This window comes from Zoogloea sp. LCSB751, assembly GCF_002028455.1.
Lineage (GTDB): Bacteria > Pseudomonadota > Gammaproteobacteria > Burkholderiales > Rhodocyclaceae > Zoogloea.
Window position 1 is genome coordinate 14,138 of sequence record NZ_MWUM01000030.1, and the last position, 20,875, is coordinate 35,012.

Annotated in this window: 22 protein-coding genes; 12 read left to right on the forward strand and 10 right to left on the reverse strand. The window is 61.3% G+C overall.

Annotated elements, in window-relative coordinates:
• Positions 1 to 19 precede the first annotated feature (19 nt).
• Positions 20 to 1,507 (reverse strand): leucyl aminopeptidase, encoded by a 1,488-nt coding sequence (locus B4920_RS22565; RefSeq protein WP_079436938.1) that lies wholly within the window; start codon positions 1,505 to 1,507, stop codon positions 20 to 22.
• Between the two features lie 106 nt (positions 1,508 to 1,613).
• Here B4920_RS22565 and lptF point away from each other — a divergent pair, with 106 nt between their 5' ends.
• Both lptF and lptG read left to right on the forward strand, forming a co-directional pair.
• Positions 1,614 to 2,690 carry an LPS export ABC transporter permease LptF gene (gene lptF / locus B4920_RS22570; RefSeq protein ID WP_079436939.1) on the forward strand — a complete coding sequence of 359 codons (1,077 nt, stop codon included), beginning with the start codon at positions 1,614 to 1,616 and terminating at the stop codon, positions 2,688 to 2,690.
• Positions 2,690 to 3,766 (forward strand): LPS export ABC transporter permease LptG, encoded by a 1,077-nt coding sequence (gene lptG / locus B4920_RS22575; protein WP_079436940.1) that lies wholly within the window; start codon positions 2,690 to 2,692, stop codon positions 3,764 to 3,766. The genes lptF and lptG overlap by 1 nt, the downstream gene beginning before the upstream one ends.
• A gap of 12 nt (positions 3,767 to 3,778) precedes the next feature.
• Here lptG and B4920_RS22580 read toward each other — a convergent pair whose 3' ends face one another.
• Genes B4920_RS22580 through B4920_RS22595 form a run of 4 tightly spaced genes read right to left on the reverse strand, consistent with a single transcriptional unit; the run spans position 3,779 to position 5,884 of the window.
• Positions 3,779 to 4,255 (reverse strand): RDD family protein, encoded by a 477-nt coding sequence (locus B4920_RS22580; protein WP_079436941.1) that lies wholly within the window; start codon positions 4,253 to 4,255, stop codon positions 3,779 to 3,781.
• A gap of 8 nt (positions 4,256 to 4,263) precedes the next feature.
• Positions 4,264 to 4,893 carry a DUF3106 domain-containing protein gene (locus tag B4920_RS22585; RefSeq protein WP_161493374.1) on the reverse strand — a complete coding sequence of 210 codons (630 nt, stop codon included), beginning with the start codon at positions 4,891 to 4,893 and terminating at the stop codon, positions 4,264 to 4,266.
• On the reverse strand, positions 4,890 to 5,264 hold the full coding sequence (locus B4920_RS22590) for a DUF3619 family protein (protein WP_079436943.1): 375 nt from the start codon (positions 5,262 to 5,264) through the stop codon (positions 4,890 to 4,892). The genes B4920_RS22585 and B4920_RS22590 overlap by 4 nt, the downstream gene beginning before the upstream one ends.
• Positions 5,261 to 5,884, reverse strand: a complete 624-nt coding sequence (locus tag B4920_RS22595; protein ID WP_254051024.1) for an RNA polymerase sigma factor — start codon at positions 5,882 to 5,884, stop codon at positions 5,261 to 5,263. Before B4920_RS22595 ends, B4920_RS22590 begins: the two co-directional genes overlap by 4 nt.
• A gap of 8 nt (positions 5,885 to 5,892) precedes the next feature.
• On the opposite strand from B4920_RS22595, the gene B4920_RS22600 reads away from it, so the two are divergent.
• The 5 genes from B4920_RS22600 (at position 5,893) to B4920_RS22620 (ending at position 11,954) form a co-directional block, all read left to right on the forward strand.
• Positions 5,893 to 7,710, forward strand: a complete 1,818-nt coding sequence (locus B4920_RS22600; protein ID WP_079436944.1) for an acetolactate synthase 3 catalytic subunit — start codon at positions 5,893 to 5,895, stop codon at positions 7,708 to 7,710.
• Positions 7,711 to 7,820: 110 nt separating this feature from the next.
• Positions 7,821 to 8,312 (forward strand): acetolactate synthase small subunit, encoded by a 492-nt coding sequence (gene ilvN, locus B4920_RS22605; protein ID WP_079436945.1) that lies wholly within the window; start codon positions 7,821 to 7,823, stop codon positions 8,310 to 8,312.
• Between the two features lie 72 nt (positions 8,313 to 8,384).
• A complete protein-coding gene (ilvC, locus tag B4920_RS22610) occupies positions 8,385 to 9,401 on the forward strand; it encodes a ketol-acid reductoisomerase (protein WP_079436946.1) in 1,017 nt (338 codons plus the stop codon).
• A 110-nt stretch (positions 9,402 to 9,511) separates the two neighbouring features.
• Complete coding sequence (gene pssA / locus B4920_RS22615; protein ID WP_079436947.1) at positions 9,512 to 10,300, forward strand: CDP-diacylglycerol--serine O-phosphatidyltransferase; 789 nt, start codon at positions 9,512 to 9,514, stop codon at positions 10,298 to 10,300.
• Positions 10,301 to 10,421: 121 nt separating this feature from the next.
• A complete protein-coding gene (locus B4920_RS22620) occupies positions 10,422 to 11,954 on the forward strand; it encodes a 2-isopropylmalate synthase (protein WP_079436948.1) in 1,533 nt (510 codons plus the stop codon).
• Between the two features lie 17 nt (positions 11,955 to 11,971).
• Here B4920_RS22620 and B4920_RS22625 read toward each other — a convergent pair whose 3' ends face one another.
• Positions 11,972 to 12,343, reverse strand: coding sequence for a DUF2069 domain-containing protein (locus tag B4920_RS22625; protein ID WP_079436949.1), 372 nt, complete (start codon positions 12,341 to 12,343; stop codon positions 11,972 to 11,974).
• Positions 12,340 to 12,936 carry an NAD(P)H:quinone oxidoreductase gene (gene wrbA / locus B4920_RS22630; RefSeq protein WP_079436950.1) on the reverse strand — a complete coding sequence of 199 codons (597 nt, stop codon included), beginning with the start codon at positions 12,934 to 12,936 and terminating at the stop codon, positions 12,340 to 12,342. The genes B4920_RS22625 and wrbA overlap by 4 nt, the downstream gene beginning before the upstream one ends.
• Positions 12,937 to 12,973: 37 nt before the next feature.
• Here wrbA and B4920_RS22635 point away from each other — a divergent pair, with 37 nt between their 5' ends.
• Positions 12,974 to 14,209, forward strand: a complete 1,236-nt coding sequence (locus tag B4920_RS22635) for a YihY family inner membrane protein (RefSeq protein WP_079436951.1) — start codon at positions 12,974 to 12,976, stop codon at positions 14,207 to 14,209.
• 6 nt (positions 14,210 to 14,215) lie between these two features.
• On the opposite strand, the gene B4920_RS22640 is transcribed toward B4920_RS22635, so the two are convergent.
• Entirely contained in the window at positions 14,216 to 15,820 is a 1,605-nt protein-coding gene (locus tag B4920_RS22640) for a hypothetical protein (RefSeq protein ID WP_139379599.1), read from the reverse strand.
• A gap of 73 nt (positions 15,821 to 15,893) precedes the next feature.
• Here B4920_RS22640 and rpsP point away from each other — a divergent pair, with 73 nt between their 5' ends.
• From rpsP to rplS, 4 genes are all read left to right on the forward strand, one after another.
• Positions 15,894 to 16,145 (forward strand): 30S ribosomal protein S16, encoded by a 252-nt coding sequence (rpsP, locus tag B4920_RS22645; protein ID WP_079436953.1) that lies wholly within the window; start codon positions 15,894 to 15,896, stop codon positions 16,143 to 16,145.
• 40 nt (positions 16,146 to 16,185) lie between these two features.
• Positions 16,186 to 16,692, forward strand: coding sequence for a ribosome maturation factor RimM (gene rimM, locus B4920_RS22650; RefSeq protein WP_079436954.1), 507 nt, complete (start codon positions 16,186 to 16,188; stop codon positions 16,690 to 16,692).
• The gene (trmD, locus tag B4920_RS22655; RefSeq protein ID WP_256376100.1) at positions 16,689 to 17,471 is read left to right on the forward strand and encodes a tRNA (guanosine(37)-N1)-methyltransferase TrmD; all 783 of its coding nucleotides are present in this window, start codon (positions 16,689 to 16,691) and stop codon (positions 17,469 to 17,471) included. Before rimM ends, trmD begins: the two co-directional genes overlap by 4 nt.
• 87 nt (positions 17,472 to 17,558) lie before the next feature.
• Positions 17,559 to 17,957, forward strand: a complete 399-nt coding sequence (rplS, locus tag B4920_RS22660; protein ID WP_079436956.1) for a 50S ribosomal protein L19 — start codon at positions 17,559 to 17,561, stop codon at positions 17,955 to 17,957.
• 91 nt (positions 17,958 to 18,048) lie between these two features.
• Here rplS and folE2 read toward each other — a convergent pair whose 3' ends face one another.
• On the reverse strand, positions 18,049 to 18,858 hold the full coding sequence (folE2, locus tag B4920_RS22665; protein WP_079436957.1) for a GTP cyclohydrolase FolE2: 810 nt from the start codon (positions 18,856 to 18,858) through the stop codon (positions 18,049 to 18,051).
• 83 nt (positions 18,859 to 18,941) lie between these two features.
• The gene (gene dxs / locus B4920_RS22670) at positions 18,942 to 20,831 is read right to left on the reverse strand and encodes a 1-deoxy-D-xylulose-5-phosphate synthase (RefSeq protein WP_079436958.1); all 1,890 of its coding nucleotides are present in this window, start codon (positions 20,829 to 20,831) and stop codon (positions 18,942 to 18,944) included.
• Between the last annotated feature and the right edge of the window lie 44 nt (positions 20,832 to 20,875).

Here is a 20,875-nt window from a genome sequence, read left to right on the forward strand (position 1 = left end):
GCCGGGCTCTCGGGATGAATCAGCGATTGCCTGCACGGCCGATCAGGAACTCGGTGAGCAGCGGTACCGGGCGGCCGGTGGCGCCCTTGTCCGCGCCGGACTTCCAGGCGGTGCCGGCAATGTCCAGGTGCGCCCACTTGTAGGCCTTGGTGAAGCGCGACAGGAAGCAGGCCGCCGTGATGGTGCCGGCGCCCTTGCTGCCGATGTTGGGGATGTCGGCGAAGTTGCTCTTCAGCATGTCCTGGTATTCATCCCACAGGGGCAGCTGCCAGGCCTTGTCGCCGGCGGCCTGGCCGGAGGCCAGCAGTTCGGCGGCAAGTTCGTCGTCGTTGGCGAGCAGGCCGGACGTGGCATTGCCTAATGCGATGATGCAGGCACCGGTCAGCGTGGCGATGTCCACTACCGCGGCCGGCTCGTAGCGCTCGGCGTAGGTGAGGGCGTCACACAGGATCAGGCGGCCTTCTGCGTCGGTGTTGAGGATCTCGATCGTCTGGCCGGACATGGAGGTGACGATGTCGCCAGGCTTGATGGCCGAGCCGCCGGGCATGTTCTCGGTAGTGGGGACCAGGCCGACCACGTTGATCGGCAGCTCCATGCGGGCGATGGCCTTGAAGGTGCCGAGCACGCTGGCGGCACCGCACATGTCGTACTTCATCTCGTCCATGCCCTCGCCGGGCTTGAGGGAGATGCCGCCGGTGTCGAAGGTGATGCCCTTGCCGACCAGCACGACCGGCTTGTCCTTGGCTTTGCCGCCCTTGTAGTTGAGGATGATGAACTTGGGTGGCTCGTGGGAGCCGCGGGCCACCGACAGCAGGGAGCCCATGCCGAGCTTTTCCATGTCGGCGCGCTCGAGCACTTCGACCTTGATCTTGTGATCCTTGGCAAGCTTCCGGGCGGTTGTCGCCAGGTAGCCGGGCGTGCAGACGTTGCCCGGCAGGTTGCCGAGGTTCTTGGCGAGCGCGATGCCTTCGGCAACCGCTTCGCCGCGCAGCAGGGCCGTCTGAAGTTCCTCGCCGGTCTTGCCATGGACGATGAAGGCGAGTTTCCTGACGCCTTTTTTCGACTCTTCCTTTTTGGACTTCAGGGTGTCGCTGCGGTAGGTGCTGTCCTTGAGAATCTGCGCAGCCTGACTGAGGCGCCACGCGAGATCGCGTGGAGCATCGATGTCGGCCAGGAGGAAGGCTGCATCCTCGGCGGCGATCCCGCCCAGCTGTTTGGCTGTCGCGGCAACGGCGTCGCGGTAGGTCTTGTCGGAAAGCTCGGACGCTTTGCCCAGGCTGACCAGCAGGACGCGAGGAGTGGCAAGCCCAGGCAGGCTGTGGAGCAGGAGGGTGGCGCCCGCCTTGTCGTCCAGATCGCCATGGGCGAGAACGGCTGCCAGGGCTCCGTCGCTGGCTTTGTCGAGGGCCTGGGCTGCAGCGCTGAGTTCGCCGCCCGCGTACACGCCCACCACCACGCAGCCGTTCTTGAGTTTTTCCGGCGATCCGGCCTTTATGGTAAATTCCACCCGCTTCTCCTTGGAAATACGCGTCAATCGGACATCGCGCCACATTATGGCCGCCACCCCGACTCACGTCAAAACGGCCTGCTGTCGCCGCTAATACTATTCCCGCATGATTTTTCTTCGAGCTGCCCAGCGCGAATTTACGCAGAACGCCGTGGCGGTCTTCGTGGCGCTGTTTGCGATCCTGATTTCCACGGTTCTGATCCGTTTGTTGGGTCAGGCTGCGGGTGGCCGTGTGCCTGCCGATGCGGTGCTGGCCCTGATCGGTTTCGGAGCCATCGCCCAGATGCCGGTGGTGCTGTCTCTCACTGTGTTCATTGCCATCCTGATGTCACTGTCCCGCTGTTACCGGGATTCAGAGATGGTGGTCTGGTTTTCCAGCGGCCTGCCACTGACGGCGTGGGTGCGGCCGGTGCTGCGCTTTACCTTGCCGGTGGTTGTGCTGATCGCCTGTCTGTCCCTTTTCGTCGCGCCCTGGGCGCAGAAGAAAAGCGTGGAGTACAAGGAGCAATTGAACAACCGGGACGACGTCTCCCGTGTGGCGCCCGGCTTGTTCCGTGAGTCTTCGGGCGGCGAACGGGTGTTCTTCGTCGAGGCCCTGTCAGGCGAGGAGGGCCGGGTTCGCAACGTCTTTGCCAGCAGCATGCAGCACGGGCGGCTGGGGGTGATGGTGGCCGCACAAGGGCACGTCGAAAACGACGCAGCGGGCAACCGCTTTGTTGTGCTCGAGCATGGTCGCCGATACGAGGGCACGCCAGGAACGCCGAGCTACCGGGTGATGGAGTTCGAGAAGTACTCCATCCGGATGGAGTCGAAGGAGGCCAGTACGGCGGAAAGGCAGCCGAAGACGCTGGCACTGCCAGCCTTGCTGAAGAACCCCGATGCCCGCAACCAGGGCGAACTGCTGGCACGAATCAGCGCTCCTCTGCTGGCGACGATGCTGGCCTTGCTGGCCATTCCGCTGTCTTTCGTGAGTCCTCGGGCCGGGCGTGCCAACAACCTGGTGCTCGCGATTCTTGTCTATCTGATCTATAGCAACGCCCTGAGCGTCTGCCAGGCCTGGGTCGGCCAGGGACGGCTGCGTTTCGACGTGGGGTTGTGGGCGCCGCACCTGGTCATGCTGTGCGCGCTGGGTGCCTTGTTCTATCGACGTCTCAGCGTTTTTGCACGCTGGCGGAAGCGCTGATGATTCCCGTCTATATCCGTTATCTGAGCCGCGAGATCTATGCGGCGGTTGCGCTGGTGTTGCTGGCCTTTCTGGGGCTGTTTGCCTTTTTCGATCTGGTGAATGAACTGGACGACATCGGCAAGGGCGGTTACATGCTTCATCACGCGGCCATTTATGTCGCGATGATTATGCCGGGGCGGGTCTATGAACTGATGCCGATCGCAGTGTTGATCGGGACCCTGTATGCGTTGACCACCCTGGCGCGTCATTCCGAGATTACGGTGCTGCGTGCGTCGGGCTTGTCGACCCGCCGCCTGTTGTCGGGCTTGCTGGCGATCGGTAGCGTTTTTGTGGTGCTGACCTTTGTCTTCGGTGAGTACCTGGCGCCGCCAGCTGAGCGGGCGGCTCAGCAGTGGCGACTGGCGGCGACGCGTTCGATGGTGTCCCAGGAATTGCGGACCGGCCTGTGGGTGCGCGATGGCCGGCGTTTCGTCAATGTCAGCAGCGTGCTGCCGGATACCAGCCTGCAAGGCGTCCGCATCTATGAGTTCGACGAACGCGCAGCGCTGGTGTCGATCAGCGAAGCGGAGTCGGGTGCTTATGACGGCAGCGACGGCTGGCGTCTGCGCAAGGTTGCCCAGACGCGCTTTTCCGATGGAGGAACGTCCACGGTTTCACTTCCGGAGATGGTCTGGAATTCCGAGCTGACACCGGAGGTGTTGTCGGTGCTGATGGTTGTTCCGGAGCGCATGTCGGTGTCGACGCTGTATTCCTACATTCATCACCTGCGGGACAACAACCAGAAGACCACCCGCTATGAAATCGCCCTGTGGAAAAAACTGGCCTACCCGTTTGCTGCATTCGTCATGATGGGGTTGGCACTGCCCTTCGGCTACATGCAGACGCGGATGGGTGGCGTGAGTTTGAAAGTCTTTTCCGGGATCATGCTGGGGGTGGGCTTCCACCTGTTGAATGGCCTGTTTTCCAATCTCGGTGTGATCAACGGGTGGGTGCCTGCAGTGGCAGCGCTGACGCCCAGCGTCAGCTTCTTTCTGGCGGCGGCGTTCATGATGTGGTGGGTCGAGCGCCGTTAGTCCTGTTGCTGCTCAGTTTTTGAGCTTGTCGAGCAGCAGCACGATGCGGGTGCCGGCCAGGCGGTCGTGCAGGAACTGGCGTTCCTTGTCGAGCAGGGCCCACACAATTCCAATTCCGAACAGCAGTACGGAAGGCCAGGCCAGCATGTAGCGGATGCAGCCCTGGCGCACGGATATCCGTGCTCCTTCGGTGTTCACAATCCGCAGTTTCCAGGTCTGCATGGCAAGCGTTTGCCCGCCGGTTCGCCAGTACCACAGGAAATAGGCCCCCAGGACCAAGAAAACATATCCCCACAGGAAGCCGCCCGGTGGTGTGTAGTTCAAAGTGGCCCCCAGGATCAGCAACGGAACCATGAAGGCGAGGGCGAGGACGCCGAGCAGCAGTAGGATCTCGTAGAGCATGCTCGCCAGACGACGGCGCAGACCGGCGAGTTCGACGGCCTGCCGGACCGGCGTGGAGTTGCCGGCGGCAGGGAGTTTTTGGGGCATGGGTGCGCTTAGGGCTTGGTGGATGAGGTGGGAGGCGTTGTCGCCTCTACTGTGGCTGCAACAGCAGGGGGGGCGGATGCTTGCGATGCCGGGCCGCTGGCCTGTGTCGCCGGGCTGGCGGGCTGCTCGGGGACGGGAGGTGGCGTAACCTTGATCTTCGGGAAGGTCGGCCGTGGCGGTGGCGGTGCCGTCAGGGGTTTGATCGGAGGCGCGCCAGTCTTTGGAATGGCGGGTTTGGCCGGCTGTTTGGCGGCGGCTTCGGTGAAGCGCTTCTTCTCGTCGCTGGGCAGCTCCTGGTAGGCATTCCATTTTTCCCTGAGCGTTTCACGCTTTTCAGGAGAAATGCGCTGGAGGTTCCGGTACTGATCCCGGGCGATGGTGCGCTGCTCTGGCGTGAGGGAGATCCAGGTCTGCATGCGGTGCTGCAGGCGTTCCTGTTCTTCCGGCGTATATCCGGGGAAGCGGTCGGCGATTCCAACCCACTTCCGGCGGCGCTCGTCGGGCAGGTCGCGCCACTCCTTGGCCAGTGGGGTCAGGGTGCGTTGCTGCGCCGGCGTCAGATCATTCCACGCCGGTGCACTGATGGGCGGAGCTGGCAGGGCACAGGCCGACCAGCCCAGCATGAGCAAGAGGCTCACTCGGGAGAGTCGTTTTGCACCCATGCGTCGAATCCGCGGTCCAGGTAAGCGTCGATCGGAAGGTCGTCGGCGAGCAGGGCGCTGTCCACTTCCTCCAGGTCGGCGGTATGTTGCAATTGCCCAAGCAGGACGCTGCCCAGTGCAGCCAGGATGACTGCGATCATGGCGATGGTGGTCTTGCCTCGCGGCACTACGCGTTCGGTGAACATCTGGCCGACTCCGGCCAGGCTCAGGCCACGGATGGCGACCTTCTGGCGGCTCAACGCCTTCTGACGCGCCTCGTGCAGGCGCGCGGAAGCTGTCGGCGGGAGGTTCCACGCCGATGCGTTCAGGTGTTGCCGGACCCGGCGGTGAAATTCCTGATCGTTCATAGTGTGATGCCCTTTGCTGCAAGTGCTGCAGCCAAAGTGTGCGTCGCCCGGGAGCAGTGCGTCTTCACGCTTCCTTCGGAGCAACCCATTGCTGCAGCCGTTTCGGCTATGTCCATTTCCTCCCAGTAACGCATGAGGAAGGCTTCGCGTTGACGGGTTGGGAGTTTTTCGATTTCTTTTTCTATGACCGATAGCGTCTGATGTTGTTCAAGCTGGGCTTGAGGTGATTCGCTCTTGTGTTCGCTGTCCGCCGATTCGAGCATTTCAAGTGGGTCGTAGTCCTCGTCCTCCGAGTTGGAGGAGAAGGCTGACAGCAGCGTGGTCCACATGCTGCGCACTTTCTGCCGGCGATAATGGTCGCGGATCACGTTCTGCAGGATGCGCTGGAAAAGCATTGGCAGTTCTTCCAGCGGCTTGTCGCCGTACTTTTCGGCTAGCTTGAGCATGGCGTCCTGCACGATGTCGAGGGCCGACTCTTCATTGCGGACCGCGAACAAGGCCTGTTTGAATGCCCTTTTTTCGACGCTGGCGAGGAAGTCCGATAGTTCAAGACGGGAAGGCAGGGGGAGATCCTCAACTGGAGCGTGGCGCCCCTCTTTGTTGTGGGCGGGGGGCGCCAACTAAAACGATGCACCCGCGGCCTGGATCGGAATGCCGCCAGCGGCGCCTTGACCAATCGCCTGGGCGGCGGTATGGTTCAACGTTTCACATTGCCGAAACAGCTTCGGGTGCAGCGATGGTAATTACCGGTGCGGAAATTGTAATCAGGAGTCTCCAGGAAGAAAAGGTCGATTATCTTTTCGGCTATCCGGGTGGCGCGGTACTTTACATCTACGACGAACTGTTCAAGCAGGACAAGGTTCGCCATGTGCTCGTGCGTCACGAGCAGGCGGCCATTCACGCAGCGGATGGCTATGCGCGCTCGACCGAGAAGGTTGGCGTCGCGCTGGTGACTTCCGGTCCGGGTGCCACCAATGCAGTGACCGGCATCGCCACGGCCTATTGCGATTCGATTCCTATGGTCATCATCTCCGGTCAGGTGCCGTCATCGGCCATCGGTCAGGATGCTTTCCAGGAAGTGGACACCGTCGGCATCACCCGTCCTTGCGTGAAGCACAACTTCCTCGTGCGTGACGTGCGCGACATCGCGCCGACGATCAAGAAGGCTTTCTATCTCGCCAAGAGTGGCCGTCCCGGACCCGTGCTGGTTGATATCCCGAAGGACATCACTGCCCAGAAGTGCGAGTTCGAGTACCCGCAGGCGGTGGCTATGCGCTCCTACAGCCCTGTCGTCAAGGGGCATCACGGCCAGATCAAGAAAGCGCTGCAGCTTCTGCTCGAAGCCAAGCGCCCGATGGTTTACGCCGGCGGTGGCGTCGTGCTCGGCGATGCGGCGGACAAGCTGACCGCGCTGGTGCGCAAGCTTGGCTTCCCCTGTACCAACACTCTCATGGGTCTCGGTGGCTATCCGGCCAGCGACCGTCAGTTCGTCGGTATGCTGGGCATGCACGGCAATTACGAGGCCAACATGGGGATGCACTATTGCGACGTGCTGCTCGCGGTCGGTGCCCGCTTCGACGACCGTGTTATCGGTAGTCCAGCCCACTTCGCGTCCGAGCCGCGCAAGATCATCCATATCGACATCGACCCGTCTTCCATTTCGAAGCGGGTGAAGGTGGATGTGCCCATCGTCGGTGATGTGGCTGAAGTGCTCGGCGAACTGCTGGCGCTGCTCGATGGCACCACCGAGCGTTCCGATCAGGGGGCTCTCGGCGACTGGTGGAAGCAGATTGAGGAATGGCGTCGCCGTGATTGCCTGAAGTTCAATCAGGGGGTTGATGTCATCAAGCCGCAGTATGTGGTGCAGAAGCTGTGGGAGGTGACGGGTGGTGATGCCTTCGTTACCTCCGATGTGGGGCAGCACCAGATGTGGGCGGCCCAGTATTACAAGTTCGACAAGCCGCGTCGCTGGGTGAATTCCGGCGGTCTTGGCACCATGGGCTTCGGCCTGCCCGCAGCGATGGGCGTTCAGCTGGCCCATCCGGGCTCTCCGGTTGCCTGTATTACCGGCGAGGGGTCGGTGCAGATGAACATTCAGGAGCTGTCTACCTGCAAGCAGTTCCGACTCCCGATCAAGGTGATCCTGCTCAACAACGGTTATCTCGGCATGGTGCGCCAGTGGCAGGAGCTGTTCCACGGCAATCGTTACTCCGAGTCCTACATGGATGCCTTGCCGGACTTCACGAAGCTGGCCGAGGCGTACGGCCACGTGGCGCTGCGCGTGCAGAAGCCCGGTGACGTGGAGGATGCCCTGCGCGAGGCGTTCAAGCGCAAGAACGATCTGGTCTTCCTCGACTTCCAGGTCGATCCGACCGAGAACGTGTATCCCATGGTTCAGGGGGGCAAGGGTCTGACCGACATGATCCTGTCCGCCGAGGATCTCTGATTCGCCGGGAGCGTGCCGTGGGAAACCACAGGCGGCCCGCTCCCGAATCGTTACCAACGCTCGACGCCCACTGGTTGCGCGGGTTGATGGTCAGCAAGCAAAGCACGCATATGAGACACGTCATCTCCCTTCTCATCGAGAACGAATCCGGCGCGCTGTCGCGCGTCTCGGGGCTTTTTTCCGCCCGTGGCTACAATATCGAATCCCTGACCGTGGCGCCCACCGAGGACGCCTCGTTGTCGCGCATGACGATCGTGACGTCCGGGTCGGACGACATCGTCGAGCAGATCACCAAGCAGCTCAATAAGCTGGTGGAGGTGGTAAAGGTGGTGGATCTGTCCGAGTCCGCCCATATCGAACGCGAGCTGATGCTCGTGAAGGTGCGGGCAACCGGCAAGGATCGCGAGGAAATGAAGCGCATGGCGGAGATCTTCCGCGGGCGCATCATCGACGTAACCGATACCAGCTATGTGATCGAGCTCACGGGTACTCAAGCCAAGCTCGATTCCTTTGTCGGCGCCATCGACGCCGGCCTGATTCTCGAAACCGTGCGCTCCGGCATCTGCGGCGTTGGCCGCGGTGATCGGGTATTGAAAGTGTGATGCGGGGGTGGCGCGGGCTGCACGGCCGGCGTTCTCCCGCGATTTGCTCCTCTTGTGTCAGAAAGGCATGAAATGAAGGTTTATTACGATAAGGATGCGGATCTCTCCCTGATCAAGGGCAAGCAGGTCACGATCGTTGGTTACGGTTCCCAGGGCCATGCCCACGCCCAGAATCTGCGCGACTCCGGCGTCAATGTGACGGTCGGCCTGCGCAAGAGCGGCGCTTCCTGGGCCAAGGCTGAAGGTGCTGGTCTGAAGGTTGCCGAAGTGGCCGAGGCCGTTCGTGCTGCCGACGTGGTCATGATCCTGCTGCCGGACGAGAACATCCCCGACGTCTACAAGAACGACATCGAACCGAACATCAAGCAAGGCGGCGTGCTGGCTTTCGCCCATGGCTTCAACGTGCATTACAACCAGGTCGTGCCCCGTGCCGATCTGGATGTGATCATGGTTGCCCCGAAGGGCCCCGGCCACACCGTCCGTTCCGAGTACCTGAAGGGCGGCGGCGTGCCGTCCCTGATCGCCGTGTACCAGGACAAGTCCGGCAAGGCCCGCGACATCGCCCTGTCCTACGCTGCTGCCAACGGCGGTACCAAGGGTGGCGTGATCGAAACCAACTTCCGTGAAGAAACCGAAACCGACCTGTTCGGCGAACAGGCTGTGCTCTGTGGCGGCGCGGTCGAGCTGGTCAAGATGGGTTTCGAGACCCTGGTCGAAGCCGGCTACGCTCCGGAAATGGCCTACTTCGAGTGCCTGCACGAGCTTAAGCTGATCGTCGACCTGATGTACGAAGGCGGCATCGCCAACATGAACTACTCCATCTCCAACAACGCGGAGTATGGCGAGTACGTGACCGGCCCCGAGGTCATCAACGAAGAGTCCCGCTACGCCATGCGCGAAGCCCTCAAGCGCATCCAGACCGGTGAATACGCCAAGATGTTCATCCTGGAAGGCAAGACCAACTACCCGTCCATGACCGCCCGTCGTCGTCTGAACGCCGTGCATCCGATCGAAACCGTCGGTGCCCAGCTGCGTGACATGATGCCGTGGATCAAGGCCAACAAGCTGGTCGATCAGTCCAAGAACTAAGCGGGCTGGCAGGTAGGAAGAACGGGGGACGCAAGTCCCCCGAGTCGTTTTCGGACCTGCTGCATTGACCTGCGTTACAATCGTGTCCGACTCAACATATCGTCCCCTCCATGGCCGATCTGCAATCTCGTAAGCCCCTGCTCAACCCCGAACGGCGTCGCAGGGGGATCTACATTCTCCCCAATCTTTTCACGACCGCAGCACTCTTCGCTGGCTTCTATGCCATCGTGCAGGCGATGAACGGTCTGTTCGAGCAGGCGGCGGTGGCCATCTTCATTGCCATGGTGCTCGACGGGCTGGATGGTCGCGTGGCGCGGCTGACCCGCACCCAGAGCGCTTTCGGTGCCGAGTACGATTCGCTGTCCGACATGGTGTCCTTTGGTGCAGCACCGGCGCTGATCATGTACGAATGGGCGTTGAAGGGCATGGGCAAGCTCGGCTGGATGGCGGCCTTCATCTATTGTGCCGGTGCGGCTTTGCGGCTGGCGCGCTTCAACACCAACATCGACGTCATCGACAAGCGCTACTTCCAGGGGCTGCCCAGCCCGGCTGCGGCTGCGTTGGTGAGCGGCCTGGTGTGGGTGATGATGGATAACGGCATCGCTGGGCCGGACGTGCGCTGGTATGCCTGTGCGCTGACGATCTTTGCCGGCATCTCGATGGTCAGCAACGTGTTGTTCTACAGCGGCAAGGAAATCAATCTGCGCCGCAGCGTGCCGTTTATCGTGATTATCGCCTTCGTGCTGGGCTTCCTGCTGGTCTCTAGCTATCCGCCGGGGGTCCTGTTCGGGCTGTTCCTGTGTTACGCGGTTTCCGGTTATGTGACGAGCGCCTGGGCCTGGCTCAAGGGCACGCGGCGCAAGGCCGTGAAGGATCCCGCCGAGCCGGCGGATTCCTGATTCGCTGCGGTGGCAAGGTCTTCGGCAATGGGCCGTTCCATTTGCGCGGGCTTGGTTCGTCCAGACGGAACGGCCGACGCGTTGATCGATCAAAACATCAATAATTCGGCAGGAGCCAATCATGAGTGACCAGTTGATCATTTTCGACACCACCTTGCGTGACGGGGAGCAGAGTCCCGGTGCCTCGATGACGCGGGACGAGAAGCTGCGCATCGCGCGGCAACTCGAGCGGATGAAGGTCAACGTGATCGAGGCTGGCTTCGCGGCGGCGTCCAATGGCGATTTCGAGGCTGTCCGCGCGGTGGCGGAGGCCATCAAGGACTCGACGATCTGTTCGCTGGCCCGTGCCAACGAGAACGACATCCGCCGTGCCGGCGAGGCGATTCGTCCGGCGGCTTCCGGGCGTATCCACACCTTTATTGCGACCAGCCCGATCCACATGGAGAAGAAGCTGCGCATGAGCCCCGATCAGGTGGTCGAGCAGGCGGTGCGGGCGATCGGCTGGGCGCGGGAATACACCAGCGATATCGAGTTTTCGGCGGAGGATGCCGGTCGCTCCGAGATCGATTTCCTGTGCCGGATCTTCGAGGCCGTCATCAAGGCGGGTGCAACGACGATCAACGTCCCTGACACTGTCGGCTATAACGTGCCGGAGCAGTTCGCGGCGACGCTCCGGAGTCTGATCGAACGGGTGCCGAATTCCGACAAGGTGGTGTGGTCGGTGCATTGTCATAACGATCTTGGTCTGGCAGTGGCCAATTCGCTGGCCGCGGTGCGTGCCGGTGCGCGTCAGGTCGAGTGTACGGTCAACGGTCTGGGCGAGCGGGCAGGCAATGCGTCGCTGGAAGAGATCGTGATGGCGGTGAGAACGCGCAAGGACGTGTTCCAGTGCGATACGCGCATCGATACGACGCAGATCGTGCCCGCCTCCAAGCTTGTGTCCAGCATCACCGGTTTTCCGGTGCAGCCCAACAAGGCGATCGTCGGTGCGAACGCCTTTGCTCATGAGTCCGGCATTCATCAGGATGGCGTGCTCAAGCATCGCGAAACCTACGAAATCATGCGCGCCGAGGATGTTGGCTGGGTGGCCAATAAGCTGGTGATGGGCAAGCACTCCGGGCGCAATGCGTTCCGTTCGCGGCTCGTTGAGCTGGGGGTCGAGATCAAATCCGAGGAGCAGCTGAATCACGCCTTTGCGCGCTTCAAGGAGCTGGCCGACAAGAAGCACGAGATCTTTGATGAGGATCTGCAGGCGTTGATGAGCGATGAAAGCTCGGAGCCGCAGGAGCATTTCCGGCTCGTCGCTTCGTCCTTCCACTCGGAAACCGGTGAGACGCCCAGTGCACGCCTGACCCTGTCTATCGGTGGCAAGGAGGCCAAGGTCGAGTCCAGCGGTTCGGGGCCGGTGGATGCCGCTTTCAAGGCTATCGAAGCCGTGGCTGACAGCGGCGCCCAGCTACTGCTGTATTCGGTGAATGCGATTACCACTGGGACCGATGCCCAGGGCGAGGTGACTGTCCGTCTCTCCAAGGAGGATCGGGTGGTCAATGGGCAGGGAGCGGACACCGACATCATCGTCGCGTCGGCCAAGGCTTATCTCAATGCGCTCAACAAACTGCACGCCAAGCTTGAGCGTCTGAATCCCCAGGTCTGACCCCTCTACCCGGCGCTTCAGGGCTTGCCGCTGGCAGCCCTGGCCAGCCGCGACGGTGCGGTATTGCGGGCGTACAGCACGACCGCGATGAAGAAGATCACGCTCAGCACGGCTTCGGCCAGAGCGAGCGCGCTGCCAGGAGGTGCATCGTTGGTGCGGACCACGCCTTCGGTCAGATAGAGCAGAATCATCATCGAGCTCCACTGATAGGTGTAGCGCTTGCCGCGCAGAATGCCGAACAAGGCCACCATCAGCGGCAGGACTTTCAGTGTCATCCACGAGCCGCCGGGGCGTAGCGGCGCCAGGATGGCCTCCCAGGCCAGGCACAGGGCGATCAGGAGCAGCAGTGTGATGCTGGCGATGAGGGACAGGGTCTTGGGGGCGGTCATGGGGTCGAGAGCTTTCTGGCGGTTTCCGCGAGTCGTCGGCCAAGGGCGGTGGCGAGACGTTTTTCCTCGTCGGTGATCAGGGTGTTGTCATCCTTGCCAGCCCAGTGGGTGGCTCCGTAAGGGGAGCCGCCACTGCGCGTGCGGGTCAGGTCAGGTTCGGAGAAGGGCAGGCCGACAATCAGCATCCCGTGGTGCAGCAGCGGTGTCATCATCGAAAGCAGGGTGCTTTCCTGGCCGCCATGCTGGCTTGCCGACGACGTGAACACGCAGGCTGGCTTTCCGGCGAGGGCGCCGGACAGCCAGGGGCCGGCGGTGCCGTCAAGGAAGTACTTGACCGGCGCAGCCATGTTGCCGAAACGAGTCGGGCTGCCAAGGGCCAGGCCGACGCATTCTTCGAGGTCGTGGATGTCGGCATAAGGGGCTCCGCGGTCGGGTATGCCGTCTTCAACCGCTTCGCAGACGGCCGAAACCCGTGGAACGGTGCGCAGGCGGGCGGCCATGCCGGGAACGGATTCGATGCCGCGGGCGATCAACTCGGCGAGCGCCCGGACCGAGCCCCGATGGCTGTAGTAGAGGACGAGAATTTCTTGCATGGTAAAGCCGTGCAAAACGGAAGCGCATTATACGTAAATGAACCCGACCCCTGATTTTCCTCGATTGCATCGTCGGCTGCCGGTGGCGCATCTGGCATCGGCCGTAGTGCGGCGCTTCCAGGATGGACGTTGCGCACAGGTGGCCGGTAGTCTGGCTTTCACCACACTATTGTCTCTGGTACCGATGGTGACCCTGGTGGCGGTGGTGTTTAGCCGGCTACCCCAGTCGGCTCGTTTCGGCGATGCTCTGCGGGGTTTTCTGCTCGATAATCTGTTGCCCGACAGAGCTGGCAAGGTGATTGCGACCTATGCGCTGCAGTTCAGCGAGAAGGCTGCCAATCTGACCGTCGTTGGCGCCCTCGTGCTGATCGCCACGACCCTCATGCTGATGAAGACCATCGATCAGGTCATCAATCAGATCTGGATGATCAACAGCCGCCGTCCGTGGGCCACGCGTCTGGCGGCCTATTGGGCTGCGCTTTCCCTCGGCCCGCTGCTGCTGGCGGGGTGCGTGTTTGCCGCCAGTGCAATGCTGAGCATGTCTCTCGACATCATGAGTGAGCCGGCGTGGCTTGAAGGCCTCGGGCTGCGTCTCATTGCGGTCACCGTCCTGACCGGGGTTTTTGGCACTCTCTACCTCGTGGTGCCTCACTGCAGTGTGCGGGTTGGCGATGCGATGTTTGCCGGCTTGTGTGCGGCGACCGGCTTTCTGGTCATGCAGCGCCTGTTTGGCTTGTACCTGGTGCATTTCCCGAGCTACACGCTGGTCTATGGCACGTTTGCGGCCGTGCCCATCTTTCTGTTGTGGTTGTATTTGTCCTGGATCGTGATTCTTCTCGGTGCTGCGCTGGCTGCAGTGCTGCCTGAACGCAAGCTGGTGCACGCCATTTTGCCGGCGTTTCCTGGGCGAGAGCTCTTTGTGGCCATGCTGGCGCTCAGGGAACTGGTCGGTGCTCAGCGCGAGGGTTGCTCAAGGACGATGGCGGTGCTTGCCGAGCGGGGGGCGGTTGGGCATGACGATATGAGAAGGACGCTGGAGGCTCTTGAGTCGGCCGGTATCGCTGCACGCCTGGATGGAGGAGGGTGGTTGCTGGTCAAGGCTGCTGATGCGGTGCCCATGTCGGAGATCGGTGCCCTTTTCGGCTGGGGGCGGTTGCCGGACTCCTGGCGAACCCGGACTGATGGCACTGCCGATGTGTGTGAGTTGTGGGACGAAATGCTGGCTGCCTTTGCGCGTGAGACCGCGCAACCGATTGCGTCCTTGCACTCCTAGCGGGTGTTACAGGGGGTAGGGGTCGATTTCGTACTGGAAGAGTTCGACCGCAGCTGTCTGCATGTCCAGGCTGAGCAAGCGCCCCTGGGCAACGTAGAGACGATTGGTGTCGGAGACCAGCATGAAACGTCGTGCCGAATAAGTTCCGGCAGGCGCGAGAATGGCCTGCTGACGCCCCAGAGCTGCGATTGGAGGCAAGACCAGCGCCGGGCGCATCGGACGTGTCTGGTTTCCGCTCCGGAAGCCAACCGTCACGGGCTTGGCAGTGTTGGCGATGACTTGCAGGCCCAGTTCGACCTGTTCGGGCGTCTCCGTGCGTATCCAGCGCACGACGCACAGGGTCCACGGATCGTCGTCGTTGCGGCGCAGCGCCAGCGCCATGCCGGCGACGAGATCGGAGGCCGTTCCGGTGACTTGCATGATCGCGTATCCGGTAGGGCTTTCGTTGACCACCATCCATTCCGAAGTGTAGGGCTCCTGCCGTGCGGCGCCGTTCTCTCGGAGCATCTTCCAGATCGCGTCGAGGCCCGTGCATACGCGAACCGCATATTGGTTGCGGCGCCGGGAGTGCTCCCGTCGCGGTGGCGTGGCCCAGTATTCCCTGACGCGGCGCAGCAGGGTGGCTGCCTCGCTGGCTGGCAGCCCAGCGGGAAGTCCATTCAGGGGCTGCTCTTCGGTGTCGAGTGTTTCGATCCACGCTGTCGCCTTGCGGGCGAGTTCTTCCGCGGAGAAATAGATCAGGCCTTCGACAGGGGGGGGCGCGCGCCGGTTGTCCGAAATCGGCGGTGTGTCCTGGTCCGGGTCGATCCAGAACCACCCGAGGTCATGGTCCCCTGGTGGGGTGTAGCTGATGTTCGTATCGCCTGCCGCTACGTTCAGCAATTCGGCCAGCCAGCAGGTCTCCGGGCCGGTGAGGCCTTCGGGCTGGGCGGCGGAGAACGCAAGAAGGTACTTGTAGGCGGTATCTGCAGCGCCGGTGTTGTTGCTGTTGTCTGCGGCCTGGCTTCCCAGAAACAGGGTGTGTGCGCGCAGCCAGAAGCCATAGGGGGCACTGTTGCCTGCAAGGTGGGCAACAGTGAATTGCTCACCGAGAATCTCCAGCCCTTTCGCGCTGATGGCCTGGGGCGACAGGCGGCTGTTCTTGGCGATCCGGTGGCGTATTTCGTTCAGGTTGTCTTCGTAGCCCGTAGCGAGCTTTCCGAAGGCGGAAACCAAGCGGGTTGCGGACCGATGGAGGCTGGCATCGAGTGGCAGGGCTGTCGAGGCCAGTTTCTCCCGGAACATCCGACTGATCTGTACGCCCCGTGCCTGCAGTGAATCCAGGCAGCGCTGCAGCTGACCCCGGCCGACCTCGGGGCGCGTTAGATCCTCGATGTGACGTACGAAAGCTGCCAGCTCCAGCTCCGCATCCGAAGAAAGCTCGGTGGCGAGCCAGTCAAGGACGGGAGCGGTGCGGTCGGAAAGGGAGGAGTCGGCGGCGCTCATTGCCTGCTGTGTGTTTTGGCCAAGCGCATATTGTAAATAACTTCCCTGCAAACAGGTGCGGATATAGCCCGTTGCCGGCTTGGGGGCGATTCGGCGGATGCTCTCGACGGCTTGGAATCTAGCCATCTGTTTTCTTGCGGATTTCCCCGGCGTGATTTAATATCTAACGTTTTTCCATTCCATCGGATCAAGAACAGTCATGGTTGTTATTCGTCTCGCCCGCAGCGGCTCCAAGAAGCGCCCTTTTTACAACATCGTTGCCGCCGATTCCCGTAATCGTCGCGATGGCCGTTTTATCGAGCGCATCGGTTACTACAATCCGGTTGCCTCCGGCAGTGCCGTCGGCCTCGTCGTGAATACCGAGCGTCTGGCTCACTGGCAAGGCAACGGCGCTCAGCTGTCTGAGACCGTCGCCCGCCTGGTCAAGCAGGCAGCCAAGGCTGCTGCTTGAGTTGGCTGAGAAGCAGCCTGGTCTTCCGTCAGCCGTGCAGATGATCGTACTGGGGCGTATTGTCGCCCCGTTTGGTGTGGGAGGCTGGGTAAAGGTTCATCCTTTCGGGGATGATCCTTTGTCGTGGAAAAATATGCCGCAATGGTGGATCGGTCCCGATCCCGATGGCGACGACTGGACTCCCTATACGCTCAAGGGCTGCAAGGCCCACGGCAAGGCAGGAGCTCTGGTGGCCGCATTTGGAGAAGTTCCAGATCGCAATTCGGCTGAGGCCATCGAAGGTTTGTACATCGCCGCACCAAGGGATGCCTTGCCGAAGCCTGGTGAGGATGAATACTACTGGGCCGACCTGGTTGGTCTGGAGGTATTTAATGCGTCGGATGTGCACCTGGGAACAGTGAAGGGTCTGCTGTCTACGGGTGTCCATGATGTGCTCCAGGTACAGGATGGCGATGTCGAGCGGCTTATTCCCTTTGTCGCTAGTTATGTGACAGAGGTGGATGCTGTCGGTCGCCGCATTCGTGTGGATTGGGAGGCGGACTGGTGACGGTGGTCGGTGGCCGCAAGGCCTACGACGTCGTAAGTCTGTTTCCCCAGATGTTCTCCGCGCTGTCGGAGTTCGGCATTACGGGGCGTGCGCGCGAGCGTGGGCTGTACGAACTGAATTGTTGGAATCCGCGGGATTTTGCGGAGGATCGCTATCGAACCGTGGATGACCGTCCTTACGGGGGCGGGCCGGGAATGGTGATGTTGCCGGGGCCGTTGGAGAAATCCATCAAGGCTGCCCAGGCGCGTCAGGTGGAAAGCGCTGGCGTGGCGGGGAGAGTGATTTATCTGTCACCGCAGGGGCGTCCGCTGGAGCATGGACGCGTGCTGGAGCTTGTGTCGGAACCCGCGCTGGTGCTGCTTTGCGGCCGCTACGAAGGGGTCGATCAACGTTTGATCGAGCGCTGCGTGGATGAAGAAATATCGTTGGGTGATTTCGTCCTCTCGGGGGGGGAGTTGCCGGCGATGGTATTGCTCGATGCCATGATCCGGCAGTTGCCGGGCGCCCTGAATGACGAGGATTCGGCAGTAGAAGATTCTTTCGTCGACGGTCTGCTTGATTGCCCGCATTACACGCGGCCGGTCGAGTACGAGGGGGTGACTGTGCCGGGCGTGTTGATGTCCGGCAACCATGCCGAGATTCGGCGCTGGCGTCTGCAGCAATCCCTTGGGCGGACTGAGCTGCGAAGACCGGATCTGCTGGTCAACCGGAAGTTGAGCAAGGAAGAAATTCGTTTGCTGGAGGCATTCCGGCAAACTGAAGCGAAATCGGAAAGCTGATTTCCGGTTTCAATAACAAAGCCGTGTATCAGGTGGCGACCTGCTCTGCACGAAAGGCCACTGGCCCATATTTTTCAGGAGTTACGCATGAACCTCATTCAGCAGCTCGAGCAAGAAGAAATCACTCGCCTGACCCAAGGCAAGACGATCCCGCAATTCGCTCCTGGCGATACCGTTGTCGTGCAGGTCAAGGTCAAGGAAGGTAATCGCGAGCGTCTTCAGGCTTACGAAGGTGTCGTGATCGCCAAGCGCAATCGCGGTCTGAACTCTGCCTTCATCGTTCGCAAGATCTCTTCCGGCGAAGGTGTGGAGCGTACGTTCCAGACTTATTCCCCGCTGGTTGCCAGCATCGAAGTGAAGCGTCGCGGTGATGTGCGTCGTGCCAAGCTGTACTATCTGCGCAGCCGCTCCGGCAAGTCTGCGCGTATCAAGGAAAAGCTGGACTACAAGTCCTTTGCTGCCAAGGCTGCTGCCGCCAAGGCCTGATTTTCCGCGGTACAAAAAAACGGAACCTTCGGGTTCCGTTTTTTTTGCCCGTGCATTTGTATATGGCGCGGGTTGGGAGTGGATTGCTGGCTCAGGCGTGCTTGTTCCGTTCGATCAGTGCGTAGGCCGAGTGATTGTGGATCGACTCGAAGTTCTCGGATTCCACGACGTATGCGTCGATGCGGCTTTCCTGGTTGAGGGCTCCGGCAACGTCGCGCACCATGTCTTCGACGAACTTGGGGTTGTCGTAAGCGCGTTCGGTAACAAACTTCTCATCAGGACGCTTGAGTAGCCCGTAGAGCTCGCAGGATGCCTGTTCCTCGACCAGCTGGACGAGCTCCTCGATCCAAAGGTGATCGTTGGTCGTGGCCGTGACCGTGACGTGGGAGCGCTGGTTGTGGGCGCCGTATGCGGAGATCTTCTTGGAGCAGGGGCACAGGCTGGTCACTGGAACGACGACCTTCATCGTAAACTCGTAGTCTCCCCCTTCCCGGATTTCCCCGATGAATGTGACCTCATAGTCCATCAGGCTCTGCACGCCAGAAACCGGGGCGGCCTTGTTGATGAAGTAAGGGAAAGTCATTTCTACGTGGCCGGTTTCGGCCTCGAGCTTTCTGACCATCTCCCGAAGCATCGGCTCGAAGGATTCGACAGAGATTTCCCGCTCGTGACTGTTAAGGATTTCCACGAAGCGGGACATGTGCGTCCCCTTGAAATTGTGGGGCAGGCCCACGTACATATTGAATACTGCAATCGTGTGCTGGATGCCACCGCTCTTTTTGTCCTGAACCTTGATGGGGTGGCGGATTGCCTTGATGCCGACCTTGTTGATGGCCAGCTGGCGGGAGTCGGCGGAGTTCTGTACGTCGGGGATGGGGGTTGGGGCTTCGCAGGTGGTCATGGCTGTTCTCGATAAATCTCGTTGGGGAATAGGGATCTGGCGCCCCTCAATGGATTCGATCCTATCATTCCCGACAAAAGCGCTCAACTATTCGTCCGGTAGCTTGCTTCTATGTGCTTGAGGATGCCCGCGGCGTCGAGTTCGACCTCAGCCATCAACTGTTGCTGGTCGCCATGGTCGATGAAACGGTCGGGCAGACCCAGTTGCAGCACCCTGATGGCTTTGCCGGCCTCCTGCAGTATGCGGACAACTTCCGATCCAGCGCCGCCGATGATGGCGTTCTCCTCGAGCGTGACGAGAATCTCGTGGCTGTCAGCCAGCTCGAGAACGAGCTCCCGGTCGATCGGCTTTGCAAAGCGCATGTTGGCTACGGTGGCATCGAGCGTGTCTGCGACCTCCAGTGCTGGGCCAAGCAGGCTGCCGAAGGCGAGGAGGGCGTAACGGGTTCCGCTGCGGCGGACCTCGCCCTTGCCGATCGGTAGGGGGTGCATGCGCTTTTCCGGCTGGATTCCCAGGCCGCTGCCACGCGGGTAGCGGACGGCAGTCGGGCCGTCGTGCTGGTAAGCCGTGTAGAGCATCTGGCGGCATTCGTTTTCGTCTGCCGGACAGAAGATCGTCAGATTGGGAATGCAGGCCAGATAGGAGATGTCGAAAGCACCGTGATGGGTGGCGCCGTCGGCGCCAACCAGGCCGGCCCGGTCGATGGCCAGCATGACCGGCAGGTTCTGCAGGGCGATGTCATGAATCAGCTGATCGTAGGCGCGTTGCAGGAAGGTGGAATAGATGGCCACCACCGGCTTGAAGCCCTCACAGGCCAGGCCGGCACCGAAGGTCAGGGCGTGCTGTTCGGCGATCCCGACGTCGTAATAGCGATCCGGGTATTCGTGGGCGAAACGGACCATGCCCGACCCTTCGCGCATGGCAGGGGTGATCGCCACGAGGCGCTTGTCGACCGCAGCCATGTCACACAGCCAGTCGCCAAACACCTGAGTGTAGGTGAGCTTGCCGCCGCCCTTTCCGGTCGTGATGCCCGCTGCATGGTCGAATTTGGAGACGCCGTGATAGAGGATGGGATCAGCTTCCGCGAGCTTGTAGCCCTGTCCCTTGCGGGTGATGACGTGCAGGAATTGCGGTCCCTTCAGGGTACGCAGATTCTGTAGCGTCGGTAGCAAGGCTTCAAGGTCGTGACCATCGATAGGGCCAATGTAATTGAAGCCGAATTCCTCGAACATCGTGCCGGGCATCACCATGCCTTTCACGTGTTCTTCGGTGCGCTTGGCGAATTCGAAAACGGGAGGGGGCAGGTTCTCGAGGAAGCGCTTGCCGATGGTGCGTGCGCCGTTATAAAGGCGCCCGGATAGCAGGCGGGACAGATGCTTGTTGAGTGCACCCACGGGCGGCGAGATGGACATCTCGTTGTCGTTGAGAATGACCAGCAGATTGGTGTCGCTGATGTCCCCGGCGTTGTTCAACGCTTCAAAGGCCATGCCGGCCGACATTGCGCCGTCACCGATGACGGCAATCGCGCGCCGATCTTCTCCGCGCAGGCGGGCGGCTTCGGCCATGCCGAGGGCTGCGGAGATCGAGGTGGACGAATGGGCGGTGCCGAAGGTGTCGTAAGGGCTCTCGCTGCGGCGTGGAAAGCCTGAGATGCCATGGTATTGACGCAGGCCAGCCATGGCCTCGCGACGGCCCGTCAGGATCTTGTGGGCGTAGGTTTGGTGGCCCACGTCCCAGACGATGCGGTCGTCAGGTGTGCTGAACACATAGTGCAGCGCAATGGTCAGTTCCACGGTTCCCAGGTTCGACGACAGGTGTCCGCCGGTATGGGAAACCGAGTCGATCAGGAAGTTGCGCAGCTCGTCGGCCAGCTTGGGGAGTTCGCCGGGGTCGAGCTGGCGCAGGTCCGCGGGAGAGGTGATGCTGTCCAGCAGGCTGGCGCGAGGTTTGGCGGGCTGCGTTGCGAAGGGCATTCCGGGATACCGGGTCGTTAATGGATATTCTGTGTTGTCGATCT